A 21,663-nucleotide genomic window follows, 5' to 3' on the forward strand; every position below is an offset into this window, starting at 1 on the left:
AGCCAGTACCCCCTGCTTGACCTGCGGCGGAGCCGTGCTAGCTTGCCGACATGAAAATCGTTACCGTTTCCGCTGGGCTGGCGGTGGTGCTGACGGTCGGCTTGTCCGGCTGTGCCACCGCCAGCCCCGATGTCGATGCCGAGGCCGCTGCGCCCCCGGAAGCCGGTGCCGTCGAGATCACCAACTGCGGCACCACGCTGACCGTGACCGAACCGCCGCGCCGTGCCCTCACCATGGAACAGAACGCCACCGAGATCATGCTCAGCCTCGGGCTGGCCGACCACATGATCGGCACCAGCTACCAGACCGACCCGGTGCTGCCCGAACTGGCCGCCGACTACGCCGACGTGCCGGTACTCGCCGACCTCTACCCCAACCGCGAGGCCGTCCTCGACGCCGCACCCGACTTCGTCTACTCCACCTTCACCTCCGCGTACGGCCCGGACGCCGCCGGCCCGCGCGCGGACCTCGCGGCCCTGGACGTCCCCGCCTACCTGTCCCGGTTCGCCTGCGAGGACCCGGCTACCGGCGAGACCGAGTTCCACTTCGACGGCATCTTCGCCGAGATCAACGAGATCGCCACCATCTTCGGCGTCGCCGAGCGGGGCGAGCAGGTCGTCGTCGACCAGCGTGACCGGCTGGCCGCCGCGACCGCGACCGCGACCGCCGACGCCCCGGCCGGCACCGACCTGCTCTGGTACTACTCCGGCACCGCCACCCCGTACGTCGCCGGAGCCGGCGGCGTGCCCGCCGCCATCAGCGCCGAACTTGGGGTGACCAACGCCTACGGCGACGCCGAGCAGACCTGGCCGGCCGGCAACTGGGAGGAGATCGCCGCCCGCAACCCCGACGTGATCGTCCTCGCCGACCTGACCCGCGGCGGAGACGGCGACAGCGCCCAGTCGAAGATCGACTTCATGCGGAGCAACCCGACCACCGCCGCACTCGACGCCGTCAAGGCCGGCCGGTTCATCACCGTCCCCGGTTCGTCGATGGACCCGTCCGTACGCAGCGTCACCGCCGTCGAAGCGGTCGCCGCCGGTCTCAAGGAGCTGAACCAGTGACCGACCTGACCACCGAACCCGCACCCGACCCGACCACCGCGCCGCCGCTCGACCCCGCCGAGGCGCGGCGGCTGCTCGACCTGTGGGACACCCAGCAGTCCGCGTACGTCGCCTACCGGGAAAACCGCTTCCAGGTGCTGCTCGACCTGCTCAGCCTGCACCTCGGTGACCGGCCGATCACCGTGCTCGACCTGGCCTGCGGGCCCGGAGCGATCTCCGACCGGGTGCTCGCCGCGCTGCCCCGGGCCCGGTGCGTCGCCGTCGACTACGACCCGGTTCTGCTGCGCATCGCCGCCGGGGCACTCGCCGGTCACGGCGACCGGATCGACGTACGCGACGTCGACCTGGTCGCCGACGACTGGACCGACCGGCTCGGCGTCGACCAGGTCGACGCGGTGCTCAGCTCCACCGCCCTGCACTGGCTCACCCCGACACAACTGCTCGCCGTCTACACCGCCGCCGCCGGGCTGCTGCGTCCCGGCGGCATCCTGCTCAACGCCGACCACCTGCACTTCGGGCCGGAGCATCCGACGCTGGCGGCGGTCGCACAGCGGCACGACGAACGCACCCAGCAGGCCGGCTTCGCCGCCGGGGCGCTGCGCTACCAGGACTGGCACACCGAAGCGGCCCGGGTACCGGCCCTCGCCGCGCTGGTCGCCGAACGGCAACGGCGGTTCGGCGACCGTCCGAAGCCGCCCGACGCGCCACTGGAGTTCCACCTCGCCGCGCTGCGTACCGCCGGGTTCACCGAGGTCGGCACGGTCTGGCAGTACCTCGACGACCACGTGGTGTTCGCCCGACGATGACCCGCACCCCCTGGCGGACACCGCCGACCACCCGGACACCGGTGTTCGTCCTCGCCCTGGCCGTCCTGACCCTGAGCGTCGCGGCCGCGACCACCATCGGCACCGCCGATCTGACCGTCACCGACGTGTTCCGCACCCACGGCGTACACCTCGGGCTGCCGCTGGAGCCGCTGCCCGCACTGGCCGACAGCATCGTGTGGAACCTGCGTACGCCCCGGGTGCTGCTCGCCGGGCTGGTCGGCGGCGGCCTGGCGGTCTGCGGCGCGGTGCTGCAGGCGTTGACCCGCAACCCGCTCGCCGACCCGTACCTGCTGGGCATCTCCGCCGGTGCCTCGACCGGCGCGGTGTCGGTGCTGGTCCTCGGGCTCGGCGTCGGCGCCGGTGCGCTCACCGGTGGCGCGTTCGCCGGTGCGGTCGCCGCGTTCCTCGCCACCCTGGCCCTGGCCGGTCGACGGTGGACCGAACCGTCCCGGATTCTGCTCGCCGGGGTCGCCGTCGGCCAGCTGTTCGCCGCCGTCACCAGCCTGATCGTGGTCTCCGCCGCGTCACCGCAGCAGACCCGGGGGGTCACCTTCTGGCTGCTCGGTTCGCTGACCATGGCCGGCTGGTCGACGGTGGCGCTGGCCGCAGCCGTGGCCGCCGGGGCGCTGCTGATCTGCTGGGCGGCCACCCCGGCGCTGGACGCGTTCGCGTTCGGCACCGACGTCGCCCAGTCGCTGGGATTCTCCCCGGTCATCGTGCGGGCGCTGCTGTTCGCCACCACCGCGTTGCTGGCCGCGGTGCTGGTCGCGGCGAGCGGCGCGATCGGCTTCGTCGGGCTGACCGTGCCACACGCCGCCCGGTACCTGGTCGGTTCCCGGCACCGGATCCTGCTGCCCACCTGCGCCGTCATCGGTGCCACCTTCCTGATCTGGGCGGACACCGCCGCCCGGACCGTGTTCGCGCCGCAGGAGGTGCCGGTCGGGGTGGTCACCGCGCTGCTCGGGGTGCCCGCGTTCGCGCTGCTCATCCGCCGCCGGCAGGCGCCGGCATGAGACTACGGGCTGAGAGGATCACCTGGGCGGTACGCGGAAAGCCGCTGCTCGCCGACGTCACCCTCGACGCGCCCGACGGCACCCTGGTCGGGCTGCTCGGCCCGAACGGCTCCGGCAAGTCCAGCCTGCTGCGGGTGCTCGCCGGCCTGCAGCGACCCGACTCCGGCCGGGTGCTGCTCGACGGGGTCGACACCCGGTCCATGCCGCGCCGGGTGCTGGCCCGGCGGCTCGCCGTGGTCACCCAGCATCACGCCTCCGACGCGGACATGTCGGTGCTGGACGTGCTGCTGCTGGCCCGGATCCCGCATCGGCCGCTGCTGGCGGCCGGCTCGGCCGCTGACGTCGCCGCCGCCGAGCAGGCACTGGTCGACGCCGGGTTGGCCGGCTTCGCCGACCGGCGCTGGTCGACGCTGTCCGGCGGGGAGCGGCAGCGGGTCGACATCGCCCGTGCGCTGCTGCAGCAACCGCAGGTGCTGCTGCTCGACGAGCCGACCAACCACCTGGACGTCCGCTACCAGCTGGACCTGCTGGAACGGCTGGCGGCCGGCCCGCCGACGGTGATAGCAGCCCTGCACGACATCAATCTGGCGGCGCGGTTCTGCGATCGGATCGTGCTGCTGAACGGCGGCAGGGTGGTGGCCGCCGGCTCCCCGGCACAGGTGCTCACACCGGCCCGGATCGCCGAGGTCTACGAGGTCCACGCGCAGGTCGACGACGACCCGGACGGCCGTCCGTACGTCCACTTGCGAAGCGTGGTGTGGGGGTGACGCGCATGCCCGACCGATCGGACCGATTCCGCTACGATGCCGCCGATCCGGCTCACGTCTCTGCGGCGTGGGGCCCGGTGTCGCCGCCGATCCGAAGGAGCCAACCGAGATGCCTACCCGTCCGCTGATCGTCCGGACCGATGACCTCGAGTTCGAGCCGTGCGTGGTGCGGACTGACTTCTCCGATGAGGCGGCCTGGCAGCAGGTTCTGCGTCGGCTGAACAACGACCCGGTACGTTCCACCGACCTCCCTGCGGCGGCGGTCGTCGACGACCCGGCCTTCGACGGCGCCACTGTCGAGGAGGTCCTGGCGGCGTTCGCGGCGGACGACAGCCCGGCGGTGTTCTTCGTCGCCGATGCTGTGACCATGCGCGGCGAGCAGCCGCTGCTCGCCGTCAAGGTCCCGGACGACGAGGACGACGCTCCGGACGAGGGTGACGAGGACGACGACGGGTTCGTGGAGCCGACCCGCGATCAACCGTTTCGGCTGCTCCCTGAGACGGTGCTGAGCGTGCACGGCAACCTGACACTGGCCAACATGGACTTCGAAGACTACGGTCCAAGCGACGACGATCCGACTACATACGTCTATCGTGGACTTTAGCTGCTGGTCGCTGCGTCGCGCCGCTACCCCATCGACTTTCATTGACAGTCAGGAATCGACCCCGTAGCGTCACAGACCACTCAGCTTGAGGGTCTCGCACGGGGGAGGACCGCATGGCCGTGGGTCGATGGCGCGCGTCCGGAGATGCGCCACGATGGACCGCAGCGCTGACCGCTGCGGCGGTACTGCTGGCTGTGGCGGCCACAGTCAGCGCCGAGGATCCAGTGCGGTCAGATACCCTGCTCGCCGCACCCACCACGGCGCAGGGGCAGGCACTGCAGGCCGCCCGGAACAGCGGTAAGCCGGTCCGCATCGACGGGCAGACCTCGGAGACCACCGAGGTGTGGGCCCGTCCGGACGGCCACCTCGAGGCACGGATCGCCGCCGACGTCGTCCGAGTTCGCCGCGACGGTGCCTGGCTGCCGGTCGACCTGCGGCTGAGCCGGGCCGCCGACGGCAGCATCGCGCCCGCCGCACACCCGAACGACCTGCGGATCTCCGGTGCCCGCCCGGCTGGCACCCACGAGCTGGCCGCCGTCGGCCACGACGCCGCCCGAGTCGCGATGAGCTGGACCGGCGCACTGCCGGAGCCGCGGCTCGACGGACCCGTCGCCACCTACCCCGACGTGCTGCCCGATGTGGACCTGGTGGTGCGGGCCACCCGGACCGGCTTCGAGCAACTGCTCACTGTGCACGACCGTGACGCTGCCGACCGGGTCCGCGAGATCCCCCTCACGCTGAGCGGACCGGGCATCGCCGGGCACCGCCACGACGAACTCGGTGGCATCACCCTGACCGGTGCCGACGGTGACCCCATCGCCACCGTCCCGGCACCCGCTATGTGGGACGCGCAGACCACCCCGGCCGGCACACCGGCCCGCACCGCACCGATCGGCACCACGGTCACCGCCCGCGCCGACGGCATCGACCTGGTGCTGCGCCCCGCCACCGATTGGCTGGACTCGCCCGACACCGTCTACCCGGTCACCCTCGACCCGACGGTCGACCCACTGTCCACCACCTTCGACGCGTACGTCCGGGAAAGCGTCACCACGAACCAGAGCGGCACCAACGACCTGCAGATCGGGCTGCTTGCCACCAGTCCACCGACGATCACCCGGTCGTTCGTCACCTGGGATGCGGCGGTGCTCGCCGGCAAGCAGATCAACTCGGCGACCGTCCACTTCTGGAACTGGTGGTCGCACACCTGCACCCCGAAGGCATGGGAGATCTGGTCCACCGGCGCGGCCAGCACCGCCACCCGGTGGACCAACCAGCCGCAGTGGCTGCACCACGAAGCCAGCTCCACCATGACCAAGGGCTACGACTCCAGCTGCGACGACGGCTGGTCCACGATCAGCGGCACCGGGTTCTTCCAGCGGGCCGCGACCGCCGGGGCTAGTCAGGCACACATGGGCATCCGGGCCACCGACGAGGCCGACACCGCCACCTTCAAGCAGTTCCGCTCCCGGGACACCTCCACTTCCTCGCAGGTGCCGTACGCCGTCGTCACGTACAACTCGTGGCCGACGGTGACCGCCCGGTCGACGGTGCCGACCACCGCCTGCGTCACCGGCACCAACCGGCCACTGGTCAACACCTTGACCCCGCAGCTGCAGGCCAGCGTCGCCGACGACGACGGCACCGCGATGTCGGTCGAGTTCGAATGGTGGGCGGTCGGTGCCTCGGCGCCGCTCGGCGGCCAGACGGTCGGCACCGTCGCCTCCGGTGCAACCGCGAGCGTCACCGTGCCGGCCGGCGCGTTCCTCGACGGCGGCCGCTACCAGTGGCGGGTGCGGGCCGACGACGGCGTCAGCGGCAGCGCCGTCTGGTCCGACTTCTGCGAGATGACCGTCTACGTGACCGCGCCACCAGCGGAAGGCTGCGTCGGTGGGGTCGTCAACGACTACGACGGCGACGGAGTCACCGACGCGGCGATCGCCGACCCGGGAGCCACCGTCGCTGGGCAGGCCGAGGCCGGCCAGGTGCACGTGCGCTACGGCGGCAGCGGCACCGTCGACACCCTGCACGAGAACAACATCCAGGGGTCCGGGATCGCTGCGGCCGGCGACCAGTTCGGTGCGGCGTTGGCCAGTTACGACGTGAACAACGACGGCTGCACCGACCTCGCCGTCGGGGTACCGTACGACGATCTCGGCGGCCAGGTCGACGGCGGCCTGGTGTACCTGCTGCTCGGCTCCACGGACGGGCTCGCCGGTGGCCCGTCGTCGATCATGCTGTACCAGAGTCAGTCGGAATTCCCGGAGACAACCGAGGCCGGCGACTGGTTCGGGTTCTCCCTCGCCGCCGGGCACACCGTGGTCGGTGAGCCGTTTCTGCTGATTGGCGCGCCCGGTGAGGACGTCGGCACCGCAGTCGACACCGGCGTGGTGCACTACCTGCGAGGCACCGGGAACATTCTGCTCAGCCAGGGCGGCAACGGTGTGGTCGGCGCGCTGGAGAACGACGACAGGACCGGCTATGCGCTGGCCGCGTCGAGCCATCACTTCGCCATCGGCTCGCCGGGTGAGGCGATCGGCGCCGAGGTCTTCGCCGGCGCGGTCAACGTCTTCCGCCACCAGTACACGTCCGGCCTCCCCACCCCGGTCGGCGCGATCGACCAGGACCGGGCCGGCGTGTGGGGCACCTCGACCGCGAACGACACCTTCGGCAAGTCACTGTCCATGGTCGACTACCGTGCGGCCGGTGCGCCCGCCAGCGGGACCGACTCGTTCCTCGCCGTCGGCGCTCCCGGTGAGGAGTACGGTGCCGCCGGCATCGCCGACACCGGCGTCGTACAGCGGTTCCACGTCACCGACAGCGGATTCACCGAACTGCCGGTCCTCGCCCAGCACATCGTCGGCGTACCCAGCGGCGACGAGGAGGGCGACTACTTCGGTGAGCGGGTCCACCTCGTCAACCTGGCACCCGGATCGGCCGCGACCGCGCAGAATCTGCTGCTGGCGGTCGGCGCCCCCGGTGAGGACACCGGGTCAGCCTCCGACGCCGGAGTGATCCGGGTGTTCGGTGCGGCCGTGGACCCGATCACCGGCTACGCGACCGTGGAACGGGTGTCCGGTGCCCTGCCCGGGGCACCCGCCGCGCAGGAACTACTCGGCCTGGCGATCGCCGGCAACCAGACCCATCTGTACGTTGCCAGCCCGTACTCCGACCAGGCGGTCTACGCCATCCCCTGGTCGACGCTGGCCGCCGGGTCGGCGACGCCCGAGCACGTCTGGCGGGCCGGTGAAGACGGCTTCCCCGCCGGAGCGGTCGCCTTCGGGACGGCGGTCGACTGATGGCCATCGACAGGTGGAACGGCGTGACGGGGGAGGACCGCGACATGATCGGTGGCAACACGAAGTTCAGTGGCCGACGCCGACTCGGGCTGAGCCTCGGCCTGGCCGGGCTGCTGACCGCGTACGCGGTGGTGGCCAGCCCGGCGACGGCGGCCCCGGACCGGACGGAGCAGGCCGTCCCCGAACCGGCGGCGGAGTCGGACGAACCGGCACCGGCAACGGCCGTGGACGGCGCGGAGCCGGTCCGGCAGACAGAAGCCGAGGCGTTCGCCCACGCCGTCGAGATTGGAGAGCGGGTCGAAATCGGTGCCCTGCAGGGTGAGAGCACCCAGACGTTCGCCAACCCGGACGGCACGCTGACTTCGGTGCAGCACGCCCAGCCGTTCCGGGTGGTCCGCGACGGCCAATGGGTGCCGACCGACCCGACCCTGGTCACCGCCGCCGACGGCAGCATCGGCCCCCGGGCCGCCACCCTCGGGCTGCGGCTCTCCGGTGGTGGCGACACCCCCCTGGTACGGGTGGAGCGCGCCGGCCGCAGTATGACCCTCGACTGGCCCGGTGCCCTGCCGGAGCCGACGGTCGACGGTGACCAGGCCATCTACGCCGAGGTGCTGCCCGACGTGGACCTGGTGGTCGATGTCGAGGTCACCGGCTTCTCCCACGTACTCGTGGTCAAGACCCCGGAGGCGGCACAGCATCCAGAACTGGCCGAGCTGGAGTTCGGCCTGGCCACCGCCGGGCTGACCGTGCAGGACGGCCTCGAAGGTGGGCTGGCCGCCGTCGACGCGGTGTCCGGCGCGCCGGTGCTGGAGGCCGCCGCACCGGCGATGTGGGACTCGGGTGACGACCCCGCCGGCACCGACGCCGCGACGCCGGGCCGGACCGCTTCCGACGCCGGAGACGTGACCGCTGTCGACGCCACCGAGTCCGCCCCGCCGGGTGCCAGCCAGGCGCCGATCGGCTGGCGGATCGACGGCGACACCCTCACCCTGCTGCCCGACCAGGCGATGCTCACCGATCCCGACACCCGCTGGCCGGTCTACATCGACCCGGTCTGGCAGGACACCCGCAGGAGCGACTGGGCGATGGTTGCCAGCGGCTACCCGCACATGTCGTACCACAAGTTCTCCGGCACCGAAGGCGTCGGCGACTGCCCGGTCGACTCCGGGCAGTGCAACAAGGTCGGGAAGAAGCGGATCTACTACGCGTTGCCCACGCCGTACGCGGGGCGGACCATCCTGAGCGCGGAGTTCCGGGTGACGATGACCCACACGTACAACTCGACCCCGAGGAACGTCTCGTTGTACCGGGCGTCGTCCGGCATCAGTTCCGGCACGAACTGGAACAACAAACCGGCGCTCGGCGTCCTGCTGCAGACGAAGGCACCGACCGCGAAGAAGGACTCCTGCACCTCGACGAACCAGAACGTCGGCTTCACCGCCACCGCGGCGGTGCGGGAAGCTGTGACCAAGGGCTGGTCGACGACCACGTTCGGGCTCGCCGCCACGGACGAGAACGACCAGACGGCGTTCAAGCGGTTCTGCGGAAACGCGCTCCTGGCCGTGCACTACAACCGGACACCGAGCCAACCGAAGCAGTCCGAGTTGACCATGTCGCCCGGTGGCCAGTGCGTCACCGGCACCAACCGACCGTACGTGGACACCCCGCCGACGCTGTTCATGGTGCTACGCGACCCGGACCACAGCTCGTCGCACACCGAGGATGTCCGGGGCCAGATCCTCTACTACTGGTACGACTCGGCCGGCACCCGGGTCAACAACTACGTCACCACCGGGTGGAAGGCCAGCGGTTCCCGCTTCCAGTACACCCTGCCATCGAGCATCCCGCAGAACACGCCGATCACCTGGGAGGTCCGGGCCGGCGACTCGGAGGTCTGGGGGCCGTGGAGCTGGGAAGGCAGCACTCAGACCGCCTGCCAGTTCGTCTACGACTCCACCGCGCCGGCCGCGCCGGACATCGACTCTCCGGAGTATCTGCCACTCGACGCCGGTGAGCACACCAGCGCCTGCGTCGAGGACGACCAGCACCGGGGCGGGGTCGGCATCTACGGCACCTTCATTTTCGACTCAATCTCCACCGACACCGTCCGCTACCTGTACGGGTTCAACACCAACCCGTTGCCGGACAACGAACTGGTGCCGGCCAGCCCTGGCGGCCCGGTGTCACTGCGCTGGATGCCGGTCGATGACAGATTGACTAGCGTCACGGTGCAGGCGGTCGACCAGTCCGGCCTGCGGTCGGCGATCGCCACCTGCGTGTTCTCCGTGCCGACCCGGCTGGCGGCAGGCGAATGGGGGCTCGGCGAGGCAGCCGGTGCCGCGTCGGCCGAGGACGCCCGGGGCAACCATCCGGCGGTCGCCGGAGCCGGGGTGACGTTCGGAGTGTCCGGGCCGGGCTGCGGTGACTCCGGCTCCGAGTGCCAGTTCGACCGGGCAATCCAGTTCACCGGCGACGCCGCCGACAGCTACCTGGCCACCACCAGCTCGGCGCTGGTCGACACATCGACCGGGTTCGGAGCCAGCGCCTGGGTGCGGCTCACCGACGACACCACCGACCGGGTCGCGGTCAGCCAGGACGGCAGCGGCGAGCCCGGCTTCACCCTCGGCTTCGACGCCGCCACCGGCAAGTGGGAGTTCGCGATCCCGTCGACGGACGTGCTGTCGCTGGGCGGCTGGGCGGTGACCAGCACCGCTCCGGCGATTCGCGACGAATGGACTCATCTGGCGGCCGCGTACGACCCGGAGCTCAAAACGATGACGCTGTACGTCAACGGAGACGTCCAGCCGACGGTGCAGCGTCGGTCGGCGTGGAAGTCCCGGGGCGCGGTGCAGATCGGTCGGGCGTACGCCCGCAGCGGCCACACCGCCGGCTGGGCCGGTGAGCTGGCCGACATCGCCGTCTACGACCGGGTGCTGGTGCACCGGGAGGTCAGCGAACTGTCCACACTGCGGCCGATTCGCCTCGCCTACTGGCCGCTGGACGACGTCTCCGGCGACCGCAGCCCCGCCTACGACGAAAACGGCCAGGAGCTGCTGTTGGAAGGCGGTGCCCACCTGTACGCACCGGACGTCGACGAGGATCCGTTCGTCGAGTTGCCGCTGGTCGGCGGCGGACATCTGGTGCTCGACGGGGTCGACGGCCGGGCCCGCACCGACGCGCCGGTGGCGGTGACCGACGGCAGCTTCACCGTCGCCGCCCGGGTCCGGTTGCCCAGCCCGACCTGTGGCGACCGGGACCAGGCGGTGCTCTCCCAGGCGGGCACCGTCGCGAGCGGATTCGTGATCCGCTGTGGCAGCGCCAACCGCTGGGAGTTGGTGCTACCGCACAGCGATACCAACGACCCGCAGGCCACGGTGGTCTTCGACGTCGATCTGCTGCCGAGCGCAGACCAGCACGGCCAGCACCTGGCGGTGGTCTACGACGCATTCCGCAACGAGGTGCGGCTCTACATCAACGGCGAGGTCGCTGTGACCGCCGCCGCCACCTACACCGCCGGCTGGCGGGCGGGCGGACCGCTGCAGGTGGGCCGGGCGCTGCACAACGGCGCCTTCGGCCAGTACCTCGGCGGTGTCGTCGACGAGGTACGCGCCTATACCGGGGTCGCTGACGACGGGTCGATTCAGCGGCTTGTCCTTCCTGAGCCGAATCCGTACCTGTGAATCGCCGATTTCCCGTCCGCTTCGCCTCCTTCCCCCCTTGGAGTGGTGATGAGTTCCCGGATTCTGGCTACGACCCCGGACCGCCGTCGACGGCTGACCGCCGCTGTCACCTGGGCGACGGCGGTCGTCGTCGCAGCCGGGCTGCTGCAGGGGGTGGAGAGCCCGGCCCAAGCCGAGCCGTCCTCCGCGGCACCCCCGGTCCAGCAACATGACGAACCGGCTCCGGACCGCCCGGCGGCTCCGGTGCCGCCCCGTGAGCCGAACCCGGTGGTGCAGGCGGCGCTGCGTACCGCACCGGAGGTTGCCTGGCCGGCGGCCGGGACGGTGGAGGTGCCGGCGACGCCGGTGGCCAGCCCGACCAGTGGGGCGGGCCGTGCGGCCGGCACCGCGCCGCCGAGCAGAGTGCGGGTGCAGACCCTCGACCGCGCGGTGTCGACGAAAGCGAAGGTCGACGGACCGGTCACCCGGATCGGGCGGGCTGCCGGCGAGACCGGTGCCGGCACCGTCCGGGTGGCGTTGAGCTACGCCGGGATCGCCGATGCGTACGGCGGCGATTTCGGTGCCCGACTGCGGCTGGTCCGGTTGCCCGACTGCGCGTTGACCACGCCGGACGCGTCGGCGTGTGCGCCGGAGCCGGTACCGGCGGTCAACAACGCGGGAACCGACACCCTTACCGCCACGATCGACGTCGGTGCCGGCTCGGCGCTGTTCGCAATGGTCGCTTCGGAGGCTTCGGCGCAGGGCAGCTTCGGCACGACCGAGTTCGCGCCGTCGTCGAAGTGGAACGTGTCACCGTCATCGGGTGCGTTCAACTGGTCGTACCCGATGCGGGTGCCGCCGGTGCCGGGCGGGCTGACCCCGTCGGTGGTGCTCGGCTACAACTCGCAGGCCACCGACGGGCGGACTGCGACCACCAACAACCAGGGCTCCTGGCTGGGCGAGGGCTTCAGCTACGACCCCGGGTACGTCGAACGCCGCTACAACACCTGCCTCGACGACGGCCGCGACGGCATGGGCGACCTGTGCTGGGCGCACGACAACGCCGTACTGATGCTCAACGGGCGGTCCAGCACGCTGGTGCGGACCGGCAGCACCTGGCGGTTCGCCAACGACGACGGGTCGAAGATCGAGCGGTACAGCGGGACGGTCGACGGCGCCGTCAATGGTGACAACGACCGCGAGTTCTGGAAGGTCACCACGATCGACGGCACCGAGCACTACTTCGGGCTGAACCGGCTGCCCGGATGGGCGTCCGGAAACGCCGAAACCAACTCGGTGTGGACGGTGCCGGTCTTCGGCGACGACAGCGGCGAACCCTGCTACAACTCGACACTGGCGAACGCCTGGTGCCACCAGGCCTGGCGGTGGAACCTCGACTACGTCAAGGACCGGCACGGCAACGTCACCTCGTACTTCTACGAGCGGGAGACGAACCACTACGCGCTGCGGGCGCAGACCACCGTCAACGGCACCGCATACCACCGGGGTGGTTGGCTCAAGCGGATCGACTACGGCCAGCGGCACAACGCGGTCTACTCCACCCCGGCACCGGCCCGGGTGGTGTTCACCGACGCCGAACGGTGCATCCCGAGCGGCAGTATCACCTGCGCGCCGGGTCAGTTGAACAACAGCACGGCCAACTCCTGGCCGGACGTGCCGTGGGACCGCAACTGCGCTGCCGGAACCCACTGCACAGCCGGTCAGTCGTCACCCAGCTTCTGGACCCGCAAGCGAGTCGGCCAGATCACCACCGAGATCCGCACCACCAGCGGATGGACGCCGGTCGACTCGTGGAACCTGACCCACCTGTTCACCAACAACGCCGACGGCAGCCGGTCGCTGTGGCTGCACAAGATCGACCACCAGGGCCGCTACGGTGGCGGCGACCCGCTGACCGTGCCCTCGGTCGAGTTGGGCCCGCTGCAGCTGCCCAACCGGATCGACATCCCTGGCGACAACGTCGCCCCACTGATCCGGCCTCGACTGACTACCGTCTACACCGACTCCGGCGGTCAGGTCGATGTCACCTACAAGTCGCCGGACTGCTCGGCCAACTCGCTGCCGACCCCCGGCAACAGCACCCGCCGCTGCTACCCGGTGAAGTGGTCGCCGAGCGGCGAGGTGAATCCGATCACCGACTGGTTCCACAAGTACGTCGTCGAGTCGGTCACCGAAACGGACCGCACGAACGTCGAGCCCGGCACCGCCCTGGCCCCGGACATGGTGACCAGCTACGAGTATCTGGGCGACGCGGCCTGGCGGCACGCCGATCCGGACGGCATCGGTGACACCGAGTTGCTGACCTGGAACCAGTGGCGCGGCTACGAGAAGGTGCGCGTCCGGCGCGGCGACGGCGAGACCTTCACCACCCGCACCGAGCACACCTATCTGCGCGGCATGCACGGCGACAAGAACCCGGCCGGCGGCACCCGCACGGTCGCCCGTACCGACTCGGTCGGCACTTCCCACACCGACTACGACGAACTCGCCGGCTTCGAGATCGAGACCGCCGTCTACAACGGCTCCCAGGTCAGCAGCAAATCGGTGACCAGCCCGTGGCGTTACGAGACCGCCAGCTACAGCCGGCCGTGGGGCACCGATCGGGCGTTCTTCGTCAAGCCGCGGGTCAGTCGGGGCTTCACCGCGCTGGCTGGCGGCGGCTGGCGGGAAACGAAGTCGATCACCACCTACGACCCGGCGACCAGCGGATACACCGACCCGGTCGGGCGGGTCACTCAGGTCGAAGATTTCGGCGACGTCAGCACCGCCGCCGACGACCAGTGCACCCGGACCACCTACGCCGACAACCACAGCCTGCGGCTACGGACCCTGGTCGCCCGGGAGGAGACCGTGTCGGTCGCCTGCTCGGTCACCAACCCCGACCTGGCCACCCAACTGCTGACCGACAACCGGACCTCGTACGACGGCCAGGCATACGGTGCGACGCCGACCAAGGGCAACGCCACCCGGATCGAGAAGCTCGCCAGCCACAGCGGTTCCGCCCCGAGCTTTGTCACCGTCGGTGAAGGCACCTTCGACATGTACGGCCGGCCGCTGACGGCGCAGGACGGCTCCGGCGCGGTCACCAACATCGCCTACACCGAGACGAACGGTCTGACCACCCGCAAGATGGAGACCGGGCCGCAGATCCGGGTCGGCACCGCCGACACCCGGTTCATCGCGACCACCGACTACCACCCGGCATGGGGACAGCCGGTCACCCAGATCGACTGGAACGGCAAGCGCACCGACGTCGAGTACGACAAGCTGGGCCGCACCGTGCGGGTCTGGCTACCGGACAAGACCAAGGCGAGTAACCCCAACGAGCCGAGTGTCCGGTATACGTACCAGAACCAGGACAACGCGCCTGTGTCAGTGAAGAAGGAGCAAATCGTCAACGGCGTATCGAACGCCGAGTTTACGATTTACGACGGCTTCCTCCGCCCCCGGCAGATTCAGGTGCCCGGACCGGATGGTGGACGGCTCGTCTCGGAAACCTTCTACACCGCCACCGGCAAGGTGGCGAAGTTCAACGACAAGTTCCACGCCTCCGGTGCCCCGTCAGGCACTCTGCTGAAGACGGTCAACGGCGATGTCGACCTGCAGACGGTGTATCAGTACGACGGCGTGGACCGGGTCACCGACACCATCACCCTCGTCGCCTCGGACGAGAAGTGGCGAACGGTCACCACCTACGGTGGCGACCGGGTACATGTCGACCCGCCGACGGGCGGCACCCCGACGACCACCATCACCGATGCCCGTGGTCAGGTCGTCGAGCTACGGCAGTACCACGGTGCCGGGCCGAGTGGCAGCTTCGACAGCACCACGTACACCTATACCCCTGCCGGTCAGCAGGCCAGCGTCACCGACCCGGCCGGCAACGTGTGGACCTACGAGTACGACCAACGGGGTCGCAAAACCGAAGCGGTCGACCCGGACAGCGGAACCAGCACCTTCACCTACAACGACTACGACCAGTTGACCTCCACCACGGACGGTCGGGGCGTCACTGTCAGCCACACCTACGACGTGCTCGGCCGAAAGACCGGCACCTACCAGGGCTCGGTCGAGACCGGTACGAAGCTTGCGGAGTGGGGATACGACACCGTCGCCAAGGGACAGCTTTACTTCGCCACCCGCATCGTAGACGGCGGCCACAAGTATCACACCGTCTACGTTGCTCGAGATGCCCACTATCGAGCGACCGAAGTGCGATACAGCATTCCCGCAGGCGACACGGATGCGGAGCTCGGCGGATTCTACAAATTCCTCACCGTTTACAACGACGACGGCACTGTTAAGGGTACGACATTCCCAAAGGGGGGCGGTCTGTCGGTCGAAGGTGTCAGTTACACCTACGACAGCCTGCAGCGGGTCACAAGGATTACTGGTGACGAGTCATATCTCAGCGACGCTACCTACACGTCGACCGGTGAGCTTCAGTCGGCGCAGGTCAGCGCCGGTAGCCGTAAGGTCGAAGGTGCCTACACCTACGAGGAGGGCACCAATCGGCTGATCCGATCGATGCTGCGCCGGCAGCCGATTGAGGGTGACAACCCGGCAATGCCGACCAGCGACATCGACCAGCACTACGAGTACGACGACGCCGGTAATGTGCTGTCGATCGCTGACCGGCCGGGCTCCGGTGTGCGGGACATCCAGTGTTTCCAGTACGACTACTTGCGGCGGATGACGCGGGCGTGGAGCACGGCGACTACGGCGAGTGATCCGTGTGCGGGTGGGCCGGGCACCAGCGGGATGGGCGGGCCGGCGCCGTACCACCACTCCTACAGCTACGACCTGGCTGGTAACCGGCTGAGTGAGACGATCCACGCTGCGGGTGGGGCCGACGAGGTCGAGCGGACGTATTCGTATCCGCAGCCGGGTCAGGCGCAGCCGCACACGTTGTCGCAGGTGGTCGAGGAGACCTCGGCTGGTGATCGGTTGTACTCGTACGAGTACGACGCAGCGGGCAACACGACGAAGCGGGTCCGGGTCGGCGAGGAGCAGGACCTGGTCTGGAACGCCGAGGGTCGGCTGGAGTCGGTCACCGAGGACGGGGAGACCACCAGTTTCGTCTACGACGCCGATGGCGGTCGGTTGGTCCGGAAGGATCCGGATTCGATCACGGTGTATCTGCCGAACATGGAGTTGAAGCTGAACCGCTCCAACTCGGTGGTCGATGGGACGCGCTACTACCCGGTCGGCGGTCAGTTGACGGTAGTGCGGACGGTCGCGGGTGTGCAGGTGCAGGCTGCGGACCATCACGGTTCCGGGCAGGCCGCAGTGGACGGGGCGACGGGGCAGATCACGCATCGGCGGATGGCGCCGTTCGGCACGCCGCGCGGCACCCAGCCGGGGGTTGGTCAGTGGTTGGGTGAGAAGGGCTTCGTCGGTGGTACGCAGGACGCGTCGACGGGGTTGACGCATCTGGGTGCGCGGGAGTATGACCCGCAGACTGGTCGGTTCATTTCGGTGGATCCGATCATCGATGTGAGTGATCCGCAGCAAATGCACGGGTACGCGTATGCGAACAATTCGCCGGTGTCGTTTACGGATCCGGATGGGTTGCGCCCGTTGGCGACGGGTGGTGGTGCGGAGGAGGACGCGTACTGGAAGAAGCGCGGTGAGCAGTTGGTGTACTCGATGTCGTCGAACCGTTGGACGGTGGTGCCCCGGCCGCCGCCGGCGTCGACGGTGCCGCCGGAGGTGGCGCAGGCGCGTCGGGATGTGGAGGACGCAAAGCAGGTCGTGGTGGCGGTGGCGAAGGAGCTCGGCCAGATTTTAATGGACGAGTTGGGGATCACCGACGCGGTTGACTGTTTCATCAACGGCGACATGGGCGCTTGTGCGATGACGGCGTTGAACGTGGTGTTGACGGCGGTTGGTGGCGCCGCAGGGAAGTTGTTGGCCCGTTACGGCTTGAAGCCGATGAGGCTGAAGGCGCTCGGGGAGCGGTTGTGGAACCTGGGCGGCAAGTTGAAGGACGCCGTCGGCACCTTCCTCAGAAGCCGAAAAAAGCTCGACGACCTGGGAAATTGTCTTACCTCGAATAGCTTCGTGCCGGGCACGTTGGTGCTGCTCGCGGATGGTTCGTCGAAGCCGATCGAGGATATCGTCGTCGGCGATCTGGTGGTGGCGTCCGATCCGGAGTCTGGCGAGTCGGCGGCGAAGGCGGTTGTGGCCACCATTGTCGGGCAGGGGCGAAAGGATCTGGTCGAGATAACCGTCGATGTCGACGGTGACCGGAGTGGGGCCTTGGGGGTGTTGGTCGCGACGGACGGTCATCCGTTCTGGGTGCCGGAGATGGGTGAGTGGCGCGACGCAGCCGAGTTGGCGGCTGGGCAGTGGCTGCAGACCTCCGCCGGTACATGGGTCCAGGTCACCGCCGTACGTCAGTGGTCCGAAACCCGTACGGTCCACAACCTCACCGTCGCCGGCATCCACACGTATCATGTGGTGGCCGGCAAAACGGCGATCCTTGTTCATAATTGCAGCATTGCTCTGGGGATGAGTGAAGTTGATGGTAATCCGATGGCCTTGCATGAGTTTGCCGACTCGGTAGGCGCGAAGTCATACCATGACTGGCCGTCTCGCGGCGAGAACTGGGTATCGGAGCTGAAGGGATATGTGAAAGACAGAAAAACCAAGATTCACTTCAATCTTGATGGGATCGACGATCCAGTGGCCTTTGCTGTGCGCGGAAAGGAAGTCGACCCAATTTTCGATGGGCACTCCACGGCCTGGGAGCTGAATCTCGTCAAAAATAGCAAGTCTGCGGTGTCGCGCACAACATTCTATCGGAATGGCGAAAAGGTGGCGAATCCATTTGGCTAGCGAATTGGCTCGCTATGCGGAACTTCCTGTTGTGTTGGATGGTAAGTTTCGACCGTGGCGATATAGCGTCAGTCATTCTGAGTTGGAGATTAGAGGAGAGGGTAGTGGTGTAACGACGCGCGCACTCTTCTATGGTGTAGTGGGGGTGAAACTAAAGTCAGTGTACTCGTCGTTGACCCTGAGTTGTGCCAATAATAATGATCGACAAATTATCCTAGATTTTTTGAGGATCGAAGATCGTGCCGGTAGAGTAATTCCGGTGCTCTTGTCGTCCGACCTTGGAGAAGGCTTCGTTGCCTGTCTGTCATTTGTTGTCCGAATGCATCGTTCGAGTGAATCATCTGGCTTGGAAGTTCCAGGTGGAGAAAGTGAGCTCATTGTTGCTGGTTGAGGTCAGGATGTGGACATTGGTTGGTCTGTCTGGTCGCCTTGGTTAAGACCGCAGACTGTCGTTGCTGCCTCGTCGCGGGATGATTCTATTCGCTTGTGGGCGTTTGGGCTGTCCGTGGAAGTTTGGGTAGTGCGATGGCTCTCGTGCCGCTGTATGCGGAAGATGCAAGTCGATTAGCTCTGGTGCCATGCATCGACACTAATCGTTCTTTCATAGAAGCATGATTATCGCGCGTATTCAGTGCCTGGCAAGGGGGAGTAGTAGATGACAGTGGATAATCGTGGATCCGTGCGCGGGCTGCGGCGGGTGGCAGTGCTGATCGCGTTGGTGCTCGGCGTACACACCGTGGCCGCCGCTCCGGCGGTGGCCGGACCGACCGGGCACGAAACTGCGACGTCGAGCAACGTCGTCGCGCCGATCGCGCCGGACATCGACTCGCCGGAGTACCTGCCGCTCGACGCCGACGAACACACCAGCGCCTGCGCCGAGGACAACCAGCACCGTGGGTCGATCGGTGTGTACGGCACCTTCACCTTCCACTCGCCGTCCCCCCAGGTCGTCAAGTACCTGTACGGCTTCAACACCAACCCCTTGCCGGACAACGTCCTGGTGCCCGCGAGCATCGGTGCGCCGGTGTCGCTGCGCTGGATGCCGGTGCAGGACCGGACGACCTCAGTCACCGTGCAGGCGGTCGACGCCGACGGAGGACGTTCGCCGATCGCATACTGCCTTTTCTCCGTACCGACCCGGCTCGCTGCTGGCGAGTGGCCGCTCGACGACGCGGCCGGTGCCACTTCGGCGGCGGACGCGCGCGGCAACCACCCGGTGGCCGCCGGCAGCGGCGTCACGTTCGGCGTTCCCGGGTCGGAGTGCGCTGACCTGGGCGCGCAGTGCCAACTCGGCCGGGCGGCCCAACTCACCGGCGACGCGGCTACCAGCTACCTGGCTACCAGCAGTTCCGGCCTGATCGACACGTCGACCGGGTTCGGAGCCAGCGCCTGGGTGCGGTTGACCGACAACTCGGTCGACCGGGTCGCGGTCAGCCAGGACGGCACCGACGCGCCCGGCTTCACCCTCGGCTTCGACGCAGACAGTGGCCGTTGGGCGTTCGAGATCGCCGCATCGGACTCGCCTTCACCGGCGGTGTGGTCGGTGACCAGCACCGCGCCGGTCGCTCTCGGCGAGTGGACCCACCTGGCGGCCGCGTACGACCCGGAGCTCACCACGATGACGCTGTACGTACACGGCGACGAACAGCCGGTGGCGCTGCGTCAGTCGGTGTGGGCGTCGCAGGGTGCGGTGCAGATCGGTCGTGCCGTCAGCGGCAGCGGCTACACCGCGGGCTGGGCCGGAGACTTGGCCGACGTCGCGGTCTTCGACCGCGTACTGGTGTCCCGCGAGGTGCGGGACCTGTCGGCTCGGCCGCCGACCTCGTTCGGCTACTGGCCGCTGGACGAGGTCACCGACGGCAACAGCCCGGAGTACGGCGGCGGTGCGGACCTGCGGTTGTACGGCGATTCGCACCTGTACGCCCCGGATATGGACGAGGACCCGTTCGCTGAGCCGCCGCTGGTAGCTGATGGGCATCTGGCGCTCGACGGCGTCGACGACTGGGCTCAGACCGACGGGCCGGTCGCGGTGACCGACCGCAGTTTCACGGTCGGCGTACGGGTGCGGCTGCCGGGCCCAACCTGCGGTGACACCGATCAGGCGGTGCTGTCCCAGGCTGGTACGACGGCCAGCGGGTTCGTCATCCGCTGCAACGCCGCGTCGAATCGCTGGGAGCTGGTCCTGCCACACCAGGACACCACCGACCCGGCGTCGACGGTCATTCAGGACAACTCGACGTACCCGGAATGGGATTACTTCGGCCAGCACCTGGCGGTGGTCTACGACTCGGCGCGCCAGGAGGTGAGACTCTACGTCGACGGCCGACTCTCCGCGACTGGCACTGCCGCGTACACGGCCGGCTGGCGGGCGAACGGCGGCCTGCAGGTGGGCCGGGCGTTGCACAACGGGAGCTTCGGCCAGTACCTCACCGGCGTCGTCGACGAAATCCGGGTGTACGCGGGAGCCGCCGACGCGACGATGATCGCCCGGATGGCTGGAATGGCGGGTGGCCCGATCGGGTGACCGTTCGTTGAGCGCGGCCTGCGTACCGGCACAGGGTGCGCAGGCCGCCGCGCTCAGCGCAGGCAGGAGTCGTCGGGGTCGATGGTGGTGGTGATGCGTCGGCCAATGTCGCGCAGCTGCCGGCACTGGGCCTTCGTCATCGGGTCGAAGACGAGTCGACGCACCTCGGCGACGTGCCCGGGTGCCGTGGCGACCAGCTTGTCCCAGCCGTCGTCGGTCAGCGTCGCAAGGGTGTAGCGGCCGTCGGTCGGGTCCGGCGTACGGCTGACCCAGCCGCGTTTCTCCAGCCGGGTGACCACCTGCGACAGCCGCGACAACGACCCGTCGGCGATCATGGCGAGCCGGCTCATCCGCATGGTGCGCTCGGGCGTCTCGGACAGTGCGGCCATCACCTGGTACTCGAAGTGGCTGATCCCGGCGTCGCGCTGCAGCTGCCGGTCGAGCGCCGCCGGCAGCCTGGCCAGTACGCCGACGAGGGCGAACCAGGTCTCCAGTTCCTCCTTGTCGAGCCAGTTGGGCTGCTCGGTCGGGGTGGCCATGTCGTCGAGTCTAGCTTCAAGCGTCAAGTGATCACGAGAGCTGCGTCACTTGACGCTTGAAGTCATCGCGGACTAGCCTCGCTTCAAGCTTAAAGCGATCCGACATCGGAGACAGATATGAACATCGTTCTTTGGGTGCTCGCCGGACTGCTCGCCGCAGCGTTTCTCGGCGCGGGGCTGATGAAGGTCAGCCAGTCGAGGGAGAAGCTTGTCGAGAAGGGCATGGGCTTCGCCGCCGACTTCCCGATGGGTCTGGTGCGGACCATCGGCGCGCTGGAGATCCTTGCCGCGATCGGCCTGATCCTGCCGGCGGTCACCGGGATCGCCCCGGTGTTCGTGCCGCTGGCCGCCCTCGGCCTGGTCGCGATGATGATCGGCGCCGCGATCGTGCACGCCCGGCGCAAGGAGTACCCGGCGATTCTGCCCAACCTGGTCCTCCTGGCGATGGCCGCCGTCGTCGCCTGGGGCCGATTCGGCCCGTACGCCTTCTGACGCCCGTACGCCTT

11 protein-coding genes are annotated in these 21,663 nt (G+C 68.7%); 10 read left to right on the forward strand and 1 reads right to left on the reverse strand.

Going from position 1 to position 21,663, the window contains the following annotated elements; translation table 11 throughout:
• The first annotated feature begins 50 nt into the window (after positions 1 to 50).
• From O7621_RS07530 to O7621_RS07570, 9 genes are all read left to right on the forward strand, one after another.
• On the forward strand, positions 51 to 1,064 hold the full coding sequence (locus O7621_RS07530) for an ABC transporter substrate-binding protein (protein WP_282233350.1): 1,014 nt from the start codon (positions 51 to 53) through the stop codon (positions 1,062 to 1,064).
• Positions 1,061 to 1,870, forward strand: a complete 810-nt coding sequence (locus O7621_RS07535) for a class I SAM-dependent methyltransferase (RefSeq protein ID WP_282233351.1) — start codon at positions 1,061 to 1,063, stop codon at positions 1,868 to 1,870. The genes O7621_RS07530 and O7621_RS07535 overlap by 4 nt, the downstream gene beginning before the upstream one ends.
• A complete protein-coding gene (locus O7621_RS07540) occupies positions 1,867 to 2,904 on the forward strand; it encodes an iron chelate uptake ABC transporter family permease subunit (protein WP_282233352.1) in 1,038 nt (345 codons plus the stop codon). Before O7621_RS07535 ends, O7621_RS07540 begins: the two co-directional genes overlap by 4 nt.
• The gene (locus O7621_RS07545; protein ID WP_282233353.1) at positions 2,901 to 3,671 is read left to right on the forward strand and encodes an ABC transporter ATP-binding protein; all 771 of its coding nucleotides are present in this window, start codon (positions 2,901 to 2,903) and stop codon (positions 3,669 to 3,671) included. The genes O7621_RS07540 and O7621_RS07545 overlap by 4 nt, the downstream gene beginning before the upstream one ends.
• Before the next feature lie 109 nt (positions 3,672 to 3,780).
• Positions 3,781 to 4,275, forward strand: coding sequence for a hypothetical protein (locus tag O7621_RS07550; protein ID WP_282233354.1), 495 nt, complete (start codon positions 3,781 to 3,783; stop codon positions 4,273 to 4,275).
• Between the two features lie 224 nt (positions 4,276 to 4,499).
• On the forward strand, positions 4,500 to 7,574 hold the full coding sequence (locus tag O7621_RS07555; RefSeq protein WP_282233355.1) for a hypothetical protein: 3,075 nt from the start codon (positions 4,500 to 4,502) through the stop codon (positions 7,572 to 7,574).
• Positions 7,575 to 7,597: 23 nt separating this feature from the next.
• A complete protein-coding gene (locus tag O7621_RS07560) occupies positions 7,598 to 11,254 on the forward strand; it encodes a LamG-like jellyroll fold domain-containing protein (protein ID WP_282233356.1) in 3,657 nt (1,218 codons plus the stop codon).
• Between the two features lie 48 nt (positions 11,255 to 11,302).
• Positions 11,303 to 18,094 (forward strand): RHS repeat-associated core domain-containing protein, encoded by a 6,792-nt coding sequence (locus O7621_RS07565; protein ID WP_282233357.1) that lies wholly within the window; start codon positions 11,303 to 11,305, stop codon positions 18,092 to 18,094.
• 655 nt (positions 18,095 to 18,749) lie between these two features.
• Positions 18,750 to 20,618: a LamG domain-containing protein gene (locus tag O7621_RS07570; RefSeq protein ID WP_282233358.1), complete on the forward strand. Its 1,869-nt coding sequence runs from the start codon at positions 18,750 to 18,752 to the stop codon at positions 20,616 to 20,618.
• A 53-nt stretch (positions 20,619 to 20,671) separates the two neighbouring features.
• On the opposite strand, the gene O7621_RS07575 is transcribed toward O7621_RS07570, so the two are convergent.
• Positions 20,672 to 21,157: a MarR family transcriptional regulator gene (locus O7621_RS07575; protein ID WP_282233359.1), complete on the reverse strand. Its 486-nt coding sequence runs from the start codon at positions 21,155 to 21,157 to the stop codon at positions 20,672 to 20,674.
• Between the two features lie 117 nt (positions 21,158 to 21,274).
• On the opposite strand from O7621_RS07575, the gene O7621_RS07580 reads away from it, so the two are divergent.
• Positions 21,275 to 21,649 carry a DoxX family protein gene (locus O7621_RS07580; protein WP_282233360.1) on the forward strand — a complete coding sequence of 125 codons (375 nt, stop codon included), beginning with the start codon at positions 21,275 to 21,277 and terminating at the stop codon, positions 21,647 to 21,649.
• Positions 21,650 to 21,663: the final 14 nt, after the last annotated feature.

The sequence above is a fragment of the Solwaraspora sp. WMMD937 genome (genome assembly GCF_029581175.1).
Classification (GTDB): Bacteria; Actinomycetota; Actinomycetes; order Mycobacteriales; family Micromonosporaceae; genus Micromonospora_E.

Bases quoted from the DNA above. Each gene is read 5' to 3' on its own strand.
- O7621_RS07545 (WP_282233353.1), top strand. From the start codon at position 2,901: ATGAGACTACGGGCTGAGAGGATCACCTGGGCGGTACGCGGAAAGCCG.
- O7621_RS07565 (WP_282233357.1), top strand. From the start codon at position 11,303: ATGAGTTCCCGGATTCTGGCTACGACCCCGGACCGCCGTCGACGGCTG.
- O7621_RS07575 (WP_282233359.1), bottom strand. From the start codon at position 21,157: ATGGCCACCCCGACCGAGCAGCCCAACTGGCTCGACAAGGAGGAACTG.
- O7621_RS07570 (WP_282233358.1), top strand. From the start codon at position 18,750: ATGACAGTGGATAATCGTGGATCCGTGCGCGGGCTGCGGCGGGTGGCA.
- O7621_RS07550 (WP_282233354.1), top strand. From the start codon at position 3,781: ATGCCTACCCGTCCGCTGATCGTCCGGACCGATGACCTCGAGTTCGAG.
- O7621_RS07540 (WP_282233352.1), top strand. From the start codon at position 1,867: ATGACCCGCACCCCCTGGCGGACACCGCCGACCACCCGGACACCGGTG.
- O7621_RS07530 (WP_282233350.1), top strand. From the start codon at position 51: ATGAAAATCGTTACCGTTTCCGCTGGGCTGGCGGTGGTGCTGACGGTC.
- O7621_RS07580 (WP_282233360.1), top strand. From the start codon at position 21,275: ATGAACATCGTTCTTTGGGTGCTCGCCGGACTGCTCGCCGCAGCGTTT.